Source organism: Pseudomonas danubii (assembly GCF_042980055.1).
GTDB classification, from domain to species: domain Bacteria; phylum Pseudomonadota; class Gammaproteobacteria; order Pseudomonadales; family Pseudomonadaceae; genus Aquipseudomonas; species Aquipseudomonas danubii.
In genome coordinates this window covers 1,407,242-1,422,950 of sequence record NZ_CP116502.1, presented here as the reverse complement: position 1 = coordinate 1,422,950, position 15,709 = coordinate 1,407,242, and the positions used below count along the sequence as shown (strand labels likewise).

Sequence of the window (15,709 nt, the reverse complement as noted above, 5' to 3'; positions counted from 1 at the left end):
CATGACTTTTTGCGGAGAACGCTCATGCCAAAGCACGCCGTCTTTACCATGAAACTCGAAACTGAACTGCGGGATCAGTTCATGGCGGAAGCACAAGCCTGCCACCGTCCGGCCTCGCAGATCATTCGCGAAATGATGCGCGATTTCGTCCAGAAGCAGCACGAATCCCGGGAGTACGAGGCATTTTTGCAGCAGAAAATTAAGCTCGCCCGAGCCTCGGTGGAAGCTCAACGCGGGCACAGCCATGAAGACATAGAAGCCGAGTTCGCTGCCAGACGCGCCAAGGCATCGAGGCTCGAATGAACATCGCCTGGGTTCCAGAAGCCGTGAAGGACCGCTCGGACATCTGGGATTACCTGTACGCCCTCAACCCAAGGGCGGCCGTTGAGATGGACAGGCGCTTTAGCGACTGCGTCGAACACCTGATCCTCAATCCACATATCGGATCTGTGGGGCTGGTGGTCGGAACCCGCGAGCTGATTCCCCACCCCAGCTATCGCTTGGTCTATCAGATCGACCAAGACAGGATCTGGATACTGACCCTGGTACACACTTCTCGCCAATGGCCACCGCTGAGCTAGCCCCCTCGCCCCCTGCGCAACAGCACATCCAACTGATCCACCACCTCCGCCCAGTCCGCATCGTCGAGCAGTTCCGTGCGCAGGAAATCCGCCTGGCTCTTGCTCCAGAAGAACGCGTCCGCCAGGTGCAACTCCGGTTTCAGCGGGGAATGGGTAGCGATGAATCGATCGATGCTCACCGGGTCATCAGCCAGCCCCAGTTGCTTGAACAGCGCCGGCAGATTGTGGGTCGGTGATTCCATGGTCTGACTCCTGATCAGTGAGACACTTCGCAAACCTGAGCGTGGGGCACCATTTTCAGATACTCAGCCATGCTCATGTGCACCAGGTTGTGGTGATTGCCGGCCTCCAGATAGATGTCTTTCTGCCGGGTCAGGCAGGGGTCGATGACGACATCCAGGCCATAGGATTCGCCAAGAGCCGGCACCGCGCCGCGCTCGCAGTCGTTGAACAGATGGGCCAGGGTGCTTTCCCGGGTGATCTGCCATTCACCGCTGCCGCGGACCTTGCTCAAATCCAGATGACGGCTGGCGGGCAATACCGCCATCAGGTAGTGACCGTGGTGATCGTCGAGAATCACCGACTTGGCCAGCCGCTGCGCGGGAACCCCCGCCACACGTGCGGTCTCCAGGCTGCTGGCCGAGTGAGGGTGAGTTATCAGGTCAAATTCGCAATGCGCCAGCTCCAGGCTGCGTTGCACGGTTCTTGCCATACGCATGATGCACCTCGGTGCCCCGAAACCGGTTCGAGGCGGCAGGTTGACGTTCCCTCAAATGAGTCTAGGTCGGGCCAGGGTTGCCGCACCGCGCAACTTCCGAACGGCATTCAACGCACTCAGCGCGAGCTGCATAGCGCTGTCACAGAGGCGCACATGACAAACAGTCGGGCCCGGGTGCTGCCTGCGGCGAACTCGCTGACTGTGTGCCAGCCGGCCGGCAAGGGCGCGAACTCCTCGGGTTGATCGTCGGTACCCACCAGCCAGATCCGACCGCTGCCCACCGGCAACGAGCCCAGTTGATCCAGGTAGACCTCATCCGGTTGGTCGATCAGGGTGCCGAAACCATAGGCGTTCGGCCTGCCGGAGGCGCCCCCTGGCAACGGCGGCGTGTACAGCAACGGCTGAGCATCGGTGCGGTTGTAGTAGACGTAGCTCAAGTACCAGAGCATGTCGCTGATGACGATGCGGTCGCCCGGGGCGTAGTGGGTGTTGACGTAATCCACCATCACGCTGATCTGGTCGTTGACGTCGACATCGGTGTTGTTTCGCAGCCCCTGGGCTTCGATCCCCACGAAGACCAACAACAGGGCCAGAGCCAGCAGTCGCGCGGTGCGCAGCCAGCGGTCGATGACCATTGCCACGATCAACGGCAGGCCCAGGGCATAGGCCGTCAAGTAGCGTTCGATGAACACCGGGGAAATGAACGACACCGCAAACACCAGCAACAGCGGCACCAGGGTAAAACTGACCAGCAGCCCACCCAGCCGGGTCCGCGAGTCGTCACGCCACGCGGGCACCAGGCAGACCAGCAGCATCAGCAGCGGCAACCCCACGAACAGCGGCCAGGGCAGGCTATCGCCTTCGTCCTGGAGCAACAGCTGCCAGACCATGGCCGGCAGGGACGACCAGGTCACCGCAGGTTCCCAGCCCACATCGCCACCGACCTTCAACTCGTCCAGGTGCCGCAGCAGCTCCAGCAGCTCGGGAACCCAGGGCAGGTACAACAGCACCACCAGGGCATTGGCCAGCCACCAGACCGGCCGACCAAGCAACCGCCGACCGTCCTCGCCCCGGGCGCCCGATAGCGCCAGGTACAGCCAATGGGCCAGAACACAGAGCACCGTGAAGTAATGGGTGTAGAACGCCAGCGCCAACAACAGGCTGTAGATCAGCAGGTAGCGCCGGCGCCGAGGCTGGCGTACCCAGTACGCCAGGGCCAGGGTCGCCCCCAGCAGCAACATGCCCAGCAGGGCATACATGCGCACTTCCTGGCTGTAGCGCACGGCGGTGGGCAGCAACGCCAGGAGCACCCCGGCGAGAATCGCCGCTCGTCGGCCTGCCAGCAGCGCCACCAGCCAGACACCCAACCCCACCGTGACAATCCCCGGCACGGCGCTGAACATTCGCACCGACAAAATGCCGTCGCCAAACAGTGCGATCCAGCCATGCAGCAGCATGAAATACAGCGGCGGGTGGACATCGCGCGCGGCATGCCGCCAGATCTCTATCAGGGAATACTGGCTGAGCAACAGACTGGAACCCTCGTCGCCCCAGATGGCGGCCGCCGTCAGGTCATAGAAGCGGATGCCGGCGGCCAGCAGCAAGATCGGCAGCAACCCGTATTCCAGCACCCGCCGGGCCAGCCGCTGCAGCCCAGCGCCCTGCTGCATCATCGTCTGCGGCGACAAACGCCCGACCAGATCCGGCGCTTTGCGAAATTCCATTCCCAGCTCCCCTCACCCGCATGACGTGGCTGCAATGACCGGCACAGCATCTTCTTTTGCCTGGAAAACCGCAAAGCCCATACAGGCCCGACAGCCGTTGCAAAACATCGGAATCTTCGCTGGCTGCATAGGTGTGCCTCCTGGCCTTCTGTATGATTCGCCCATCTTCAAGGTGCTCCCTCGCGGCTTTGCGAATTAAGGACAATTCATGCGTATCGGTCTTCTTCCATCATTGACCCTGGCCCTGGGCACCTTGTTTGCCGCCCTGGCCCAGGCCAGCTCGGACGACATCTGCTCACCGACCTGGAAGCTCTACGCCAACCAGTTGGACAGTTGCAGCAACCTGCCCTTTCTCAGCCCGGGCAACGACAGCCGGGTCAACCTGCGGCTGCTGCTGGCCGACCAGGGCAGCCTGCCCCTGACGCCCCGGCCCCTGATTCAGGATGAACTAGGTATGGGCTACGGTCCCGTGCCCTTCATGCACTATCGCCTGCACCCGGCGCAGCCCGAGCTCGACCCCGCCACTGGCAACCCACCCAAACCCGGCCCCTCGCCCGCCACCGAGCAGCTCGACAGCCTGCTGCAGGCCGTGGGCCTGCGTCGCGCCAACCAGAAAACCGCCGGCGACGGCTTTCTCTCCGGAGAAGGCAGCCGCTGTCGCAGCAACTCGGACGCCAGTGCCCTGGCGTTTGTCGAGCAGCTCAACCAGGCGCAGCTGAGCCCGGAAGAACGCCAGGCCCTGGCCGAGGCCCGGGTGCAACTGCTGGCCAGCTGCGACTGGAACGCCAGCGAAATGAGCAAGCTGCTGCCGGGCAACCTGAACTCGCCAGCGGCCAAGGCGTTCGCCCGCTACCTGCAGGCCGCCGCCGACTTCTACAGCGGCCGCTTCAGCGAAGCCGGCAACGGTTTTGCCGCGCTCAAGGACAATCCCCAGCCCTGGCTGGCCGAAACCGCGGCCTACATGAGCCCGCGCACCCTGCTCAACCTGGCCCAGCAGAACGCCTTCGATGAATGGAGCATGGTCAATCTGGAGCATGTGGACAAACCCGTCCTGCAACAGGCCAGCGCCGGTTTCGAGGCCTACCTGAAGACTTATCCACAGGGCCGTTACGCCGTATCCGCCAAAGGCCTGATCCGCCGTGTGCACTGGCTGAAGGGCGACACCCAGGCCCTGGCCGATGACTACGCCGAGCAACTGACCCAGGCACCCGGCACCCCGCGCAACATGCCTCTGGACGACTTGGTGGAAGAAGTCGACTACAAACTGCTGAGCCTGCCCGAAGACCACTTCAAGGCCCCTCTGCTGCTGGCGGTCAAGGACCTGATGCGCATGCGCGACGCGCCATCGGCGCCTCTGACCCGGGACGCCCTGCAACAGCAGAAGGCCCTGTTCGCCAGCCAGCCGGCGCTGTTCGACTACCTCCAGGCCGCTTTCAGCCTGTATGTCGAACAGCAACCGGCGGCGGCGCTCAAGCAACTGCCCAGCCAACTGCCGACGCAACTGGACTACCTGAGCTTCAGCCAGCAGACCCTGCGCGGCCTGGCCCTGCAGGCCCAACAGGACTGGAAAGGCGCCGAGGCGCTGTGGCTGCAACTGCTGCCCCTGGCCCAGCAACCGCTGCAACGCGAACAGCTGGAACTGGCCCTGGCCTACACCTACGAGCGCAGCGAGCAACTGGCCAAGGTGTTCGCCACCGACTCGCCGATCAAGACCGCCCAGGTGCGCGCCATTCTCCTGCGCCAGGTGGCCTCGCCCAAACTGCTGCGCCAGCAGGCCCAACAGGCCGACTCACCAGCGGAGCGCAACGCCGCGCGCTTTATCCTGCTGTACAAGGACCTGACCCGCGGCCAGTACGCGGCCTTCGGCAAAGACTACGAGCAACTGCCGCCCAGCCTGCCCGACGATAGCCTTGGCGCCAGCCTGGGCTACATCTACCTCGATACGCCGCCACTGCGCGACTTCCACTGGAATGGCCCCCAGCCTGAAGAGCAACAGCCGGACTACCGTTGCCCGAGCCTGGTGGAGACTGCCGCGCTCCTTGAGCGTGACCCGAAAGCGCCGGCCGGGCTGCTCTGCCTCGGCGAGTTCATGCGCCTGAACAACTTCGATCAGATGCCCCTGGACACTCCACCGAACGCCCAGTCCCTGGGTGGCACCCAGGACACCTTCCCCGGCAAGCCGTTCTCGCGACTCGACGGCTATCAAGTGGTGATCAACAACCCCAAGGCCAGCCGTGACGAACGCGCCTACGCCCTGTACCGAGCCATCTACTGCTACGCCTCCTCCGGCAACAACCGTTGTGGCGGTGCCGGCGTCGAACCGGCGGTGCGCAAGGCCTGGTTCCGCCAGCTCAAGGGCAAGTTGGGGGACACCCAATGGGGCCAGTCGCTGCGTTACTACTGGTGAATCCAAAACGCCTGGCCGGCTGCCTGCTGTCACTGTGCCTGTACTGGGCAGCACCAGCAGGCGCCACCGTAGACGCGGCGCAATACGACGCCTTCTGGCTGTGGAGCGGAGTCAAGACCCAGCCAGTGCTGGCCCAGGCCAAGACCCTGTACATCCTCCAGGGCCAGATCAGCCGTTCGCGGCGCCATCCGGCCAGCGGCGTCCAGCTCATCGCCCAGGGCCTGCCGGTGTCGCAGCTGCCCCAGGAGCAGGTCTGGGTGGTCTACCGCGCCCACACCCTGGCCTGGCCGGAGTCGCTGTATAGCCAATTGCTTGGCCAAGTGCAGCGCTGGCATGCCACGGGCACCGCGGTGATGGGCATCCAGATCGACTTCGACAGCAGCACCCGCGACCTCGAACGCTATGCGAGCTTCCTGCGCGACCTGCGCCAGCGCCTGCCGGCGCACTACCGCCTGAGCATCACCGGCCTGATGGACTGGGGCAGCAACGCCGACCCGCAAGCCATCGGCCAACTCAAGGGCGTCGTGGATGAAGTGGTGGTGCAGACCTACCAGGGCCGCCGCAGCATCCCCAACTACGCCAGCTACCTGCCGCGCCTGGACCGCATGGGCCTGCCCTACAAGGTCGGCCTGATCCAGGGCGGTGACTGGCAGGAGCCCCAGGCGCTGCGCGATAGCCCCTGGTTCAGGGGCTATGTGGTGTTTTTGCAGAATCCTTGAGAGCGAGGCGGTCTGGCGGACACCTTTGCTGGCAAGCCTGCGCCGGCAAAAACCAAAAGCGCACAACGCTCCAGCTCATCAGCCTGATGGACCCTTACCAGTCATAGGTCAAACTCGAGACCATGGTCCGCCCCTCACCGTAGTAGCAGTCCCAGATGCTGGTGCACTTGGCGACGTAGGTCTTGTCGGTGAGGTTCTTCACGTTCAGTGCCAGCTTCACGCCCTTCCATTGCAGCGGTGATTTTTCCAGGTCGTAGCTCAGGCTGGCGTCGTACACGGTGTAGGACGGGATCTGGAAGGCGCCGTCGTAATCGGTGCCATAGCTGCCCTTGACGTAGCGGGTGCCGACGCCTGCGCCCAGGCCCGCCAGCGGCGTGTCGCCAAGGATCGTGTAGTTGAGCCACAGCGAGGCGGTCAGCGGCGGCATGCCGGCCGGGTGACGCCCTTCGCGCCCGTCGTTGTCCTTGGTGTACTTGACGTCGTTGCGTGACGCCGAGGCAATCACGTCCAGCGATTCGCTGAGGCTGGCCTTGGCTTCCAGCTCGATGCCACGGGAACGCACCGCGCCACTCTGGATGCTGAACCCGGGGTTGGCCAGGTCGGAGGTCAGGATGTTCTCCTGATCCAGCTGGTAGGCCGACACCTGGACGAAACTCTCCTGGCCCGGCGGCTGGTATTTCATCCCCACTTCGTACTGCTTGCCGCTGGACGGCTCGAAAGCGCTGCCCCCGACGCTGGTGCCACTCAAGGGCAGGAATGATTCCGAATAGCTGACAAAGGGCGCCAGGCCATTGTCGAACAGGTACACCAGCCCGCCGCGCCCGGTGAAGGACTGGCTCTTGGCGTTGGTATGACCACCGTTGAGCGGCGTCTTGTTATCGGTTTCCGCCCAGTCGTTGCGACCGCCCAGCACCAGCACCCACTTCTCGTACTTGATCTGGTCCTGCACATACAGGCCGGTCTGGATGATGGTGTTGTCCCACTGGTAAGGGTTGCCGAAATTCAGCGACTGGCCGTAAGTGGGGGTGAACATGTCGAGGATCGGCGGGTTGTAGTCGTACTTGCCGTGAAACTTGGAGTTGGAGTGGTAGTAGTCCAGTCCCATCACCAAGGTGTGACTGAAAGGCCCGGTGTCGAACTCGGCCTGGGCGATGCTATCCACGCCATAGACCTTGTTGTGCTGCTTCCAATCCACACCATAACGGGTCATGTAGCGCTGGTCGTTGAGGCCGGTCTTGGGATTGCTGACGAACTTGTAGCCGTGCAGCGGCGCGCGGTAGCGGTCATCGACGTCGGCGTAGCGGGCGTTCTGCTTCAGGGTCCAGACATCGTTCAGGCGATGGGAGAACTCGTAGCCGAGGACGAACTGGTCGCGGTCATAGGCATTGACCCCGGGCTCGCCGAGGAACAGGTCGCGGTCGATCTTGCCATTGGGGTTGGCGAACACCGTGCCCACGCTGGGCAGGCCCTGGGCCTCGGGTACGTCATTGTCCTTCTGGTACTGGGCGAACAGCGTCAGCTGGGTGTCGTCATCGGGCCGCCAGGTCAGGCTCGGGGCGATGAACTGGCGCTGACGCTGGACGTAATCGACGGCGTCCTGGCTGTCGCTGGCCAGCCCGGTCAGGCGATAGAGGAACTGCCCCTGCTCATCCAGCGGGCCGCCCAGGTCCAGGGCGACGCTCTTGTGGTCATAGCTGCCGGCTTCCAGCACCAACTGATGCAAGGGGGTTTCGGTGGGCCGCTTGCTGACCATGTTGACGATGCCGCCCGGCTGGTTCTGCCCGTAGAGCACCGAAGCCGGGCCCTTGAGCACTTCGATGCGCTCCAGGGCATAGGGATCGATCTGCAGGGCACCGCCGGTACTGCCGCCGCCGTAGGGCAAATGCAGGCCATCGAGGTACATCGGCGTCGGGGAAAAACCGCGGGAGGTGGGTTCGTCGAAAATCTTCACCCGGTCAGAAAAGCCACCGCCGGTCATGCCCGGGGTATAGAGCAGCGCTTCGGTCACGCTTTGGGCGCCGCGGGCCTTGATTTCCTTGGCGCCGATCACGTTGATGGTCTGCGGAATCTCCACCAGCGCCGAGTCGGTCTTGCTCCCGGTGGCGCTGCGCTTGGCGACGATTCCCGGCACCGCGCCCCAGGCATCCTCGGTCATCTGCGTGGCGCCGATCCGGGTCGGCGCCAGCTGCAGCGCGCCGTTCTCGGCCAAGGGTTGCAGGCCCCAACTGGCCCCGGTCTGCACCGCCTGCAAACCACTGCCAGCGAGCAACGTCTGCAGGCCCTGTGCGACCTCGTAGCGCCCATGCAGGCCGGCACTGTGCTTGCCGGCCGTCATGCTCGCATCCACCGACAGGAGAATCCCCGCGGCACTGGCGAAACGATTCAGGACCTGATCGAGATTGCCGGCGGCAATCTGGTAGTCCCGCGCCTGGCTCTGGCTGCCGCTGTCGGCCTGGGCCATGCCCGGCAACACCGGGGCCATGGCCAGCAGCGCGACAAAGGCGCGGCGACGGGCAGCGGTGCCCAGGGTCAAAATGGATGCTGTGGTCTGGTAAGGCATTCCTGAACTCCCCATGAGAATGCGTCTTGATCGGCTTTCATGGGGTATCCCGGACAGCTCGGCAGAATCGACAATCGCGCAGAAGAATTATTTGCAATCAGTCCCGCGGCTTGAGGGTCACCCAGTAGCGGGTCACCGCGTGCGCCCGCACCGGCAACGAACGTTCCAGGGCCGCGAGAACCGCATCGCTGTCCGCCAGGGGGAAGACCCCGGTGAGCAACAGGCCGGCCACCTGCTCGTCACAACGCAACAGCCCCGGGCGATAACGCGCCAGCTCGGTGACGAACTGCCCCAGGGGCTGGCGTTCGGCAATCAGCCGGCCCTGGCTCCAGCTGCTGGCATTGACCTCGGCCACTTGCCGCGCCGAAACCCGCCCGGCGCTGAACCACAGGCGCTCGCCGGCCTTGAGTTGCAGGGCCGGGGCATGCCGGGGGCTGACCCGCAGCGCACCTTCGTAGAGATCAACCCGGGTGCCGCCATCCAGCTCGCGCACGGCAAAACGAGTGCCCAGGGCCTGGATATCTCCGGCGGCGGTTTCGACGATCAGCGGCCGCGAGGCATCATGCCCGCTGGTGAGCAGGAGCTCGCCCTGGATCAGACGGATGCGCCGCTCACTGGCACTGAACAGCAGGTCGACGGCGCTGGCGCTGTTGAGGTCCAGGCGACTGCCGTCGCTCAGGGTCAGGTGGCGAATTTCTCCGGTGGCCGTACGCTGCCCGGCAAAGGCCGCCCGCCAAGGCTGACTGTCCTGGACCAGGTAACCGCTGCCCCCGGCCACCAACAGCAAGCCCAACAGTTTCAGCGCCGCACGTCGTTGCGGGTCCGGGGCCTGCGCCAGCAGCACATGGGCACTGTGCTCCGGCACCCCGCCCAGGGTTTGTTGCAGTTGCTGCAAGCGCTGCCAGGCCCGCTGGTGTTCGGAGTCAGCCTGTTGCCAGGCCACGAACGCCTCGCGCTGCTGCGCATCGAGCTCCCCGCCCCAATGCAGCATCAGCCATTCACTGGCCTGCTCGACGATGGCGGGAGCAATGGGTGCCTGATGCGCCTTCATTCTTCGTAAAGCACCTGATAGCAAGCCTGGATCGCACGGATCATGTACTTCTGCACCGAACTGACAGAAACCTCCAGGCGCTCGGCAATCTGGGCATAACCCAGCCCTTCGAACTGCGACATGACAAAGGCCTGGCGCACCTTGTCCGGCATGCGATCGAGCATGGCGTCGATCTGCATCAGGGTTTCGAGGATCAGTGCGCGGCTTTCCAGGGAAGGCGTCTGGGGTTCCGGCAGGTGGGCGATGCTTTCCAGGTAGGCGCGCTCGATGCGCAACCGGCGCCACTGGTCGATCACCAGATTGCGCGCGATCTGCGCCAGGTAACTGCGGCTTTCCTGGTGCCCGGGAAAGCGCCCCGACAGCAACAGGCGCAGGAAAGTGTCCTGCGCCACGTCCGCCGCATGCTCGCGATCGCCCAGGCGCTTGCGCAACCAGCTCTGCAGCCAACCGTGATGATCTCGATACAGACGATGGAGCTGGGCGTTACCGTCAGTGGTTGCTTCCATGAATGAAACTGCACACATGATTGAGAGCAATTATCATTACACTTTTTTCTCAATCCAGGCAAAAAGGCTTTCAGTGCCCCTGACTGGCGGCGTGCAGCGGATACACCGACTCCCAGCCTCCCCCCAGCGCCTTGTACAAACCGACCATGGACAGGGACACCCCCGCTGAGCTTTCCACCAGTTGCTCCTGGGTGGCCAGCAAGGCGCCCTGCACGGTCAGGACGTTGACGAAATCCACCACTCCTTCGACGTATTGCTGCTGCGCGGTGCGCAAGGCGATCTGATTTTGCCGCACCGCTTCGGCCAGGCTGTCGCGGCGCAGCTGGCTGGCGTTGTAGCGGGTCAACTGGTCGTCGATTTCGTGCCAGGCCCGCAGCACGGTCTGCTGATAGGCCAGGGCCGCTTCCTGCTGCTGGGCCTCGCGCAACTGGAGCATGCCGCGCAAACGACCACCGTCGAACAGCGGCAGGCTGAACTGCGGGCCGATGCCGAACTGGCGGGAGCTCCAGGAACCAAAATCTGCCAATTGCAGGGCCTGGGAACCGAAGTTGCCGGACAAGGTAATGCGCGGATAGAAATCCCCCTTGGCCACGCCGATGCTGGCCGTCGCGGCATGCAGCCGTGCCTCGGCCTGGCGGATATCGGGGCGGCGTTCGGCCAGCTGCGACGGCAGGCCGATGGCCACTTGGCTCGGGGGTTGGGGCACCGGCGCGTCACTGGCCAACACCTGGTGCAGGGCCTGGGGCGGCTCGCCCAGCAGCAGGCTCAGGGCGTTGATCAACTGCGCCTGACGCTGCTGCAACTCCGGCAGCCGGGCCTCGATGGTCGCGACCTGGGCCGCCGCTTCGGCCACATCCAGGTCAGTGGCCACGCCATCGGCCAGGCGCAGTTGCGAGAGTTTCAGACTGCGCCGGGCAACCTCGAGGTTCTGCTCGGTAACGGCTCGGGTGCTCTGCACGCCACGCAGTTGGATGTAGTCCTGAGCGACCTCCGCCAGCACCGACAGCAGCACCCCGCGCCGGTCGTTCTCCGCCACTTCCAGGGTCGCGTCGGCGGCCTCGGTCTCGCGCCGGACCCGGCCCCACAAATCCAGCTCCCAGGCGGCGGAAAAACCCGCTTCCCAGAGATTGAAGGCTGACTTGCCGTTGTTCCCCGAGGGGTCGCTCAAGCCTTCGCCACTGTTGCGCTTGCGCCCGTAGCCGCCATTGGCCGCCGTGCTCGGGTAGCGCTCGGCGGTGATCACCTGGCGCGCCGCCCGGCTCTGCTGCAAGCGACTGCTGGCCAGTTGCAAGTCGAGGTTGTCGCTCAGGGCGCGGCGACTCAGGGCCGACAGTTGTGGATCGTTGAACACCTCCCACCAGCGCTCCTGCATGGCACTGTCCACCGCCTGACTGGCGGCGGCCTGTGCAGGGGCCGACCAGGCCTGGACCTGAGTCGCCTGGGGCCGCTGGAAATCCGGACCGACGCTGCAGGCCCCCAACGCCAGCAGGCTCAGCACCAGCAATGCAGGGCGCCACGAAAGGTGCCTTGGCAACGAACTCTCTTGGATCTGCCGCTCGATACTCATCGCTGGGTCACCTCGCGGGCACGGGTGGTGGAGCTGTGGGTGTCCACGCTGGCTTCCACCGACATGCCGACCCGCAGGCGCTCGGCCATGGGCTGGTTGGGGTCCAGGAGAATCTTCACCGGAATGCGCTGCACCACCTTGGTGAAGTTGCCGGTGGCGTTGTCCGGCTTGACTGCGGCGAAGGTCACGCCGGTGGCCGGGGCCAGACTCTCGACGCGGCCATGCAGGGTTTCGCCGCCCAGGCTGTCGACCCGGACTTCGACCGCCTGCCCGGCGTGCATGGCGGTGAGCTGGGTTTCCTGGAAATTGGCCAGCACATAGGCCTGCTGCAAGGGCACCACGGCGAGGATCTTGCTGCCGGGAGTGACATAGGCGCCAACCCGTACCGCGCGCTCGCCGACCATGCCGTCCACCGGGGCGACGATGCGCGTGTAGGACAGCTCGTAGCTGGCCATTTCCAGGGCTGCCTGGGCCCGCTTCAGGCTGCCTTCGGCGGCGTCGCGCTGGGCGGTGAGGATTTCCACCTGCTTGCGTTCCGCCGCCAGGGCCGCGGTGGCGGTGGCCACGCGGGCACTGGCCTGGTCGATGCGGGTCCTGGCTTGCTGGGCGTTCTGCACCGTACCGGCGCCGACCCCGGCCAGGTGGTTGTAGCGGTTCAGCTCATGCTCGGCAAAGGCACGCTCGGCCTGGGCCGCGCTCAAGGCCGCCTGGGCCTGGGCAATCACCGAACTCTGCCGGTCCAGGGTGGCCCGGGCGTTCTGCAACTGGGCCTGGGCCACCAGGGTTTCGGCATCCGCCGCCTGGGCCGCGGCCCGCAGGTCACGGTCATCGATCAGCGCCAGCAGCTGCCCGGCCTTGACCTGCTGGTTGTCCTCCACCAGCACTTCCTTGATGAACCCGGCCACCCGCGGCGCCACCAGGGTGTAGTCGGCGGCGATGAAGGCGTCGTTGGTGCTCTGCTCGCTGGAGCGGCCGAACAGGCCCGGCATCACCAGGTAGGCCAGCACGCCAAGGGCCGCTACCGTCGCCACGGCGACGGCGATTTTGTCTTTGCTCTGGATCGTCATAAAAACCTTCTCGTTCAAGTGGGCGCCCGCGGTGGATAGATCCGCGTCGGCAGCCAGAAAATCAGCAGGATCAGCGCAGCGGCCACCCCTGCCATGCAGAAATACAGATCGGCGGAGGTCAGCACCACGGCTTGCTGGTGCAGGCGCTGGGCCAGCCCGGGCACCCGGTCGTCCACCAGGGGCGAATTGCCCAGGCGGTCCACCAACATCGTCGAGTGGAAATGCAAACGGTGGGTGGTGAGCACATCCAGCACCCCGGTGGCGACCACCGCCGCCAGGCCTTTCACGGTGTTGAACCAGGCCGAAGCGAAGGGCCCCTCCACCGGCGTGATGCTGCCGGTGGACAGCATCAACAACGGCAGCACCGCCATCGGCTGGCCGAAGATCTGCAGCAGTTGCAGCCCATAGAAATCGTCACGAATCCAGGCCGAGGTCAGGTGCGTGCCCCCCAGGCAAGACAGCACCAGCATGCCCAGGCCGATCCCCAGCACCCAGCGGCAGTCGACCCAGCGCAGGTTGCACAGGGCCGCCACCAGGGGCAGAGCCAGCAGTTGCGGCAAGGCCATCACCAGCATCACCGGTGCGGTCTGCAACGGTCGATAGCCCTGGACCTGAGCCAGGTAGGCCGACGGGATGATGATCACTGCGGTCAATACCACCAGCACCCCGGCCAGGGTCAGCAGGGCGAAGGACAGGTTGCGGATGCCGAGCATCTGCAGCTTGAAGAAGGGAATCGGCTGCGACCATTCGTTGATCATGAACAGCACCAGCAACACCAGCCCGCCGACCAGCAGCACGCTGATCAGCGGCGACTCGAACCAGTCCAGGCGATTGCCCTGAAGGATGCCGATCACCAGCATGCAGATCGCCGGGAAGCCCAACAGCAGCCCACGCCAGTTGAACTGCTTGCAACGCTCCAGACGCAACGGGTCCTGAGGCAGGCCGTAAGCCACCGCCGCCATGGCCAGCAGACAGGGCGCCACCACCTGCCAGAAGGCCCAGCGCCAGCCCACGTACTCGGTCCACAGTGCTGCCAGGGGCGTGCCCAGGCTCGGGCCGAAGGTGGCGGTCAGGGCATAGCCGGCCAAGCCGTAGAGCTTGACGTTGGCCGGCAGGAAGCGCAGGGCCACGGTCATCAGCATCGGCGGCAGCGCGCCTCCGGCCAGGCCTTGCAGAGTGCGCAGCAGCAACAGGCTCTGGTAGTTGGGGGCGAAGGGGCACAGCACCGCCAGCAGGGTGAACAGCGCAATGGCGCAGAGGGTGAAACGCCGCAGGGAAAAGGTCACCGAGCACCAGGGCGCGAAAGCCATGGCCGCCACCGAGGTGGCGGAGTAGCACGCCACCAGCCAGGTGCCTTCGTCGAATCCGATGAACAACGCGCCGCGGATATCCGCCAGGGCGATCTTGGTCACCATGTCGTTGAGACCGGAAACCAGCACCACCAGCAGCACACCCACCAGGCCGATGATGATTCGCGGTCCGAAGACCGGTGGGGCAATGGCTGCCGGCTTGCTGGCGGCTTCAACCGAAGCGGGCGCAGCGACAGCGAGAGAACTCATGGAAATACTGCTCCAGACAAGAAAACCAGAGCAGTTTATGAACAGCCAGCACTGACGAAAACTGACTTATCGACACTTTATAAGTGCACCAAACGCAACAATTAACCCTATTGACCGTAGGAGCTGGCTTGCCAGCGAAGGGGCCATCAAGATCGCTTTCGCCGGCAAGCCGGCTCCTACATGGGCGACGCAGATTGCAGATGCTCCGTAGGAGCTGGCTTGCCAGCGAAGAGGCCATCAAGATCGCTTTCGCCGGCAGGCCGGCTCCTACGAGGAGGTCGGCTGGGCTTCTTGCCAGGTGGCCTGGCAGGAGCTGCGCAGGGTTTCGCGGAACCATTTGTGCGCCGGGTCCTTGTCGTAGCGCGGGTGCCAGGCCTGGGTCAGGACCAGGGTCGGCAGGGAAATCGGCAGGACAAAGGAGCGCAGACGCAGGCCCAGGCGCGAGACGCTGAGCAATGTTTCCTGGGGTACCGGCAAAATCAGGTCCGAATCCGGCAGCATGAACATGGCGGCGTGAAAACCCGGGGCAATCAGCGGCACTCGACGCTCCAGGCCCAGCTCCGCCAGCGCCGTATCGATCGGCCCACGGGCAATGCCTCGACGCGACATGCTGATATGGGGAAACGCGGCAAAACGCTCGGCGGTGATGTCTTCGTCCAACAATGGATGGCCTTCACGCACCAGGCCGACAAAGGCCGTGGTGAACAGGTTCTGCACCTTCACTTCCGGGGTCAGGGGCCGGGTGTTGCTGATCCGCAGGTCGATCCGCCCCTCCCGCAGGGCCTCGTCATCGCCATCGCCTTCCGGCACGAAGCGCAGCTCGCACAAAGGCGCCTGACGCTCCAGGGTGTCGATCAGCCGTCCACCATAGACGCCGACGAAAAAGTCGTTGGCGCGCACATTGAAGCGCCGCCGCAACGACAACAGGTCGACCTGGTCCGCCGAGCGAAACAGCAGCGCCGCCTGCTCCACCAGATCACGCACCTGGCTGCGCAGCTCCAGGGCCTTGGGGGTGGGCACCAGGCCACGCCCGGCACGCACCAGCACCGGGTCGCCCAGGGCTTCGCGAATCCGCGTCAGGGTCCGGCTCATCGCCGCTGGGCTGAGGTTCATGCGTCGTGCGGCGCCGACTACGCTGCCCTCGTCCAGCAGGGCATCGAGGGCGACCAGAAGGTTCATATCCGGTAGTTGCATGCTGAGCACTCATGACTGATCAGGGATGATCCGGACGCAATGCTAGCAGGCTTGGC

The 15,709-nt window shown here is 64.7% G+C and carries 14 protein-coding genes; 4 read left to right on the top strand and 10 right to left on the bottom strand.

The genetic code is table 11. The annotated features are described in order from the left end of the window. Positions 1–24: 24 nt before the first annotated feature. Positions 25–303: an antitoxin of toxin-antitoxin stability system gene (locus tag PFZ56_RS06665; RefSeq protein ID WP_102882675.1), complete on the top strand. Its 279-nt coding sequence runs from the start codon at positions 25–27 to the stop codon at positions 301–303. Further along, positions 300–581 carry a type II toxin-antitoxin system RelE/ParE family toxin gene (locus tag PFZ56_RS06660; RefSeq protein ID WP_102882674.1) on the top strand — a complete coding sequence of 94 codons (282 nt, stop codon included), beginning with the start codon at positions 300–302 and terminating at the stop codon, positions 579–581. The genes PFZ56_RS06665 and PFZ56_RS06660 overlap by 4 nt, the downstream gene beginning before the upstream one ends. Here PFZ56_RS06660 and PFZ56_RS06655 read toward each other — a convergent pair. The 3 genes from PFZ56_RS06655 to PFZ56_RS06645 form a co-directional block, all read right to left on the bottom strand. Continuing rightward, positions 578–823, bottom strand: a complete 246-nt coding sequence (locus PFZ56_RS06655) for a DUF2789 domain-containing protein (protein ID WP_102882673.1) — start codon at positions 821–823, stop codon at positions 578–580. The two genes, PFZ56_RS06660 and PFZ56_RS06655, sit on opposite strands and share 4 nt — an antisense overlap. Before the next feature lie 14 nt (positions 824–837). Next, positions 838–1,299, bottom strand: coding sequence for an aminoacyl-tRNA deacylase (locus PFZ56_RS06650; RefSeq protein ID WP_102882672.1), 462 nt, complete (start codon positions 1,297–1,299; stop codon positions 838–840). Between the two features lie 116 nt (positions 1,300–1,415). Continuing rightward, complete coding sequence (locus tag PFZ56_RS06645; RefSeq protein ID WP_170002507.1) at positions 1,416–3,023, bottom strand: glycosyltransferase family 39 protein; 1,608 nt, start codon at positions 3,021–3,023, stop codon at positions 1,416–1,418. 208 nt (positions 3,024–3,231) lie between these two features. Here PFZ56_RS06645 and PFZ56_RS06640 point away from each other — a divergent pair, with 208 nt between their 5' ends. Together PFZ56_RS06640 and PFZ56_RS06635 are read left to right on the top strand one after the other, a co-directional pair. Then, positions 3,232–5,430 (top strand): outer membrane assembly lipoprotein YfiO, encoded by a 2,199-nt coding sequence (locus PFZ56_RS06640; RefSeq protein WP_170002505.1) that lies wholly within the window; start codon positions 3,232–3,234, stop codon positions 5,428–5,430. Next, a complete protein-coding gene (locus PFZ56_RS06635; RefSeq protein WP_170002503.1) occupies positions 5,400–6,149 on the top strand; it encodes a DUF3142 domain-containing protein in 750 nt (249 codons plus the stop codon). Before PFZ56_RS06640 ends, PFZ56_RS06635 begins: the two co-directional genes overlap by 31 nt. A gap of 94 nt (positions 6,150–6,243) precedes the next feature. Here PFZ56_RS06635 and PFZ56_RS06630 read toward each other — a convergent pair whose 3' ends face one another. The 7 genes from PFZ56_RS06630 to PFZ56_RS06600 form a co-directional block, all read right to left on the bottom strand. Further along, positions 6,244–8,709 (bottom strand): TonB-dependent siderophore receptor, encoded by a 2,466-nt coding sequence (locus tag PFZ56_RS06630; RefSeq protein WP_110597169.1) that lies wholly within the window; start codon positions 8,707–8,709, stop codon positions 6,244–6,246. Positions 8,710–8,806: 97 nt separating this feature from the next. Then, positions 8,807–9,760: a FecR domain-containing protein gene (locus PFZ56_RS06625; RefSeq protein WP_110597170.1), complete on the bottom strand. Its 954-nt coding sequence runs from the start codon at positions 9,758–9,760 to the stop codon at positions 8,807–8,809. Beyond that, on the bottom strand, positions 9,757–10,266 hold the full coding sequence (locus tag PFZ56_RS06620; protein WP_102882666.1) for a sigma-70 family RNA polymerase sigma factor: 510 nt from the start codon (positions 10,264–10,266) through the stop codon (positions 9,757–9,759). Before PFZ56_RS06620 ends, PFZ56_RS06625 begins: the two co-directional genes overlap by 4 nt. Before the next feature lie 70 nt (positions 10,267–10,336). Continuing rightward, positions 10,337–11,833, bottom strand: coding sequence for an efflux transporter outer membrane subunit (locus PFZ56_RS06615; protein ID WP_258381524.1), 1,497 nt, complete (start codon positions 11,831–11,833; stop codon positions 10,337–10,339). Continuing rightward, complete coding sequence (locus PFZ56_RS06610; protein WP_110651270.1) at positions 11,830–12,900, bottom strand: HlyD family secretion protein; 1,071 nt, start codon at positions 12,898–12,900, stop codon at positions 11,830–11,832. Before PFZ56_RS06610 ends, PFZ56_RS06615 begins: the two co-directional genes overlap by 4 nt. A 14-nt stretch (positions 12,901–12,914) precedes the next feature. Further along, complete coding sequence (locus PFZ56_RS06605) at positions 12,915–14,459, bottom strand: MFS transporter (protein WP_170002501.1); 1,545 nt, start codon at positions 14,457–14,459, stop codon at positions 12,915–12,917. Between the two features lie 267 nt (positions 14,460–14,726). Then, the gene (locus PFZ56_RS06600; RefSeq protein ID WP_102862548.1) at positions 14,727–15,653 is read right to left on the bottom strand and encodes a LysR family transcriptional regulator; all 927 of its coding nucleotides are present in this window, start codon (positions 15,651–15,653) and stop codon (positions 14,727–14,729) included. Positions 15,654–15,709 lie beyond the last annotated feature (56 nt).

Bases quoted from the DNA above. Each gene is read 5' to 3' on its own strand.
- PFZ56_RS06665 (WP_102882675.1), top strand. From the start codon at position 25: ATGCCAAAGCACGCCGTCTTTACCATGAAACTCGAAACTGAACTGCGG.
- PFZ56_RS06660 (WP_102882674.1), top strand. From the start codon at position 300: ATGAACATCGCCTGGGTTCCAGAAGCCGTGAAGGACCGCTCGGACATC.
- PFZ56_RS06655 (WP_102882673.1), bottom strand. From the start codon at position 823: ATGGAATCACCGACCCACAATCTGCCGGCGCTGTTCAAGCAACTGGGG.
- PFZ56_RS06650 (WP_102882672.1), bottom strand. From the start codon at position 1,299: ATGCGTATGGCAAGAACCGTGCAACGCAGCCTGGAGCTGGCGCATTGC.
- PFZ56_RS06645 (WP_170002507.1), bottom strand. From the start codon at position 3,023: ATGGAATTTCGCAAAGCGCCGGATCTGGTCGGGCGTTTGTCGCCGCAG.
- PFZ56_RS06640 (WP_170002505.1), top strand. From the start codon at position 3,232: ATGCGTATCGGTCTTCTTCCATCATTGACCCTGGCCCTGGGCACCTTG.
- PFZ56_RS06635 (WP_170002503.1), top strand. From the start codon at position 5,400: ATGGGGCCAGTCGCTGCGTTACTACTGGTGAATCCAAAACGCCTGGCC.
- PFZ56_RS06630 (WP_110597169.1), bottom strand. From the start codon at position 8,709: ATGCCTTACCAGACCACAGCATCCATTTTGACCCTGGGCACCGCTGCC.
- PFZ56_RS06625 (WP_110597170.1), bottom strand. From the start codon at position 9,760: ATGAAGGCGCATCAGGCACCCATTGCTCCCGCCATCGTCGAGCAGGCC.
- PFZ56_RS06620 (WP_102882666.1), bottom strand. From the start codon at position 10,266: ATGGAAGCAACCACTGACGGTAACGCCCAGCTCCATCGTCTGTATCGA.
- PFZ56_RS06615 (WP_258381524.1), bottom strand. From the start codon at position 11,833: ATGAGTATCGAGCGGCAGATCCAAGAGAGTTCGTTGCCAAGGCACCTT.
- PFZ56_RS06610 (WP_110651270.1), bottom strand. From the start codon at position 12,900: ATGACGATCCAGAGCAAAGACAAAATCGCCGTCGCCGTGGCGACGGTA.
- PFZ56_RS06605 (WP_170002501.1), bottom strand. From the start codon at position 14,459: ATGAGTTCTCTCGCTGTCGCTGCGCCCGCTTCGGTTGAAGCCGCCAGC.
- PFZ56_RS06600 (WP_102862548.1), bottom strand. From the start codon at position 15,653: ATGCAACTACCGGATATGAACCTTCTGGTCGCCCTCGATGCCCTGCTG.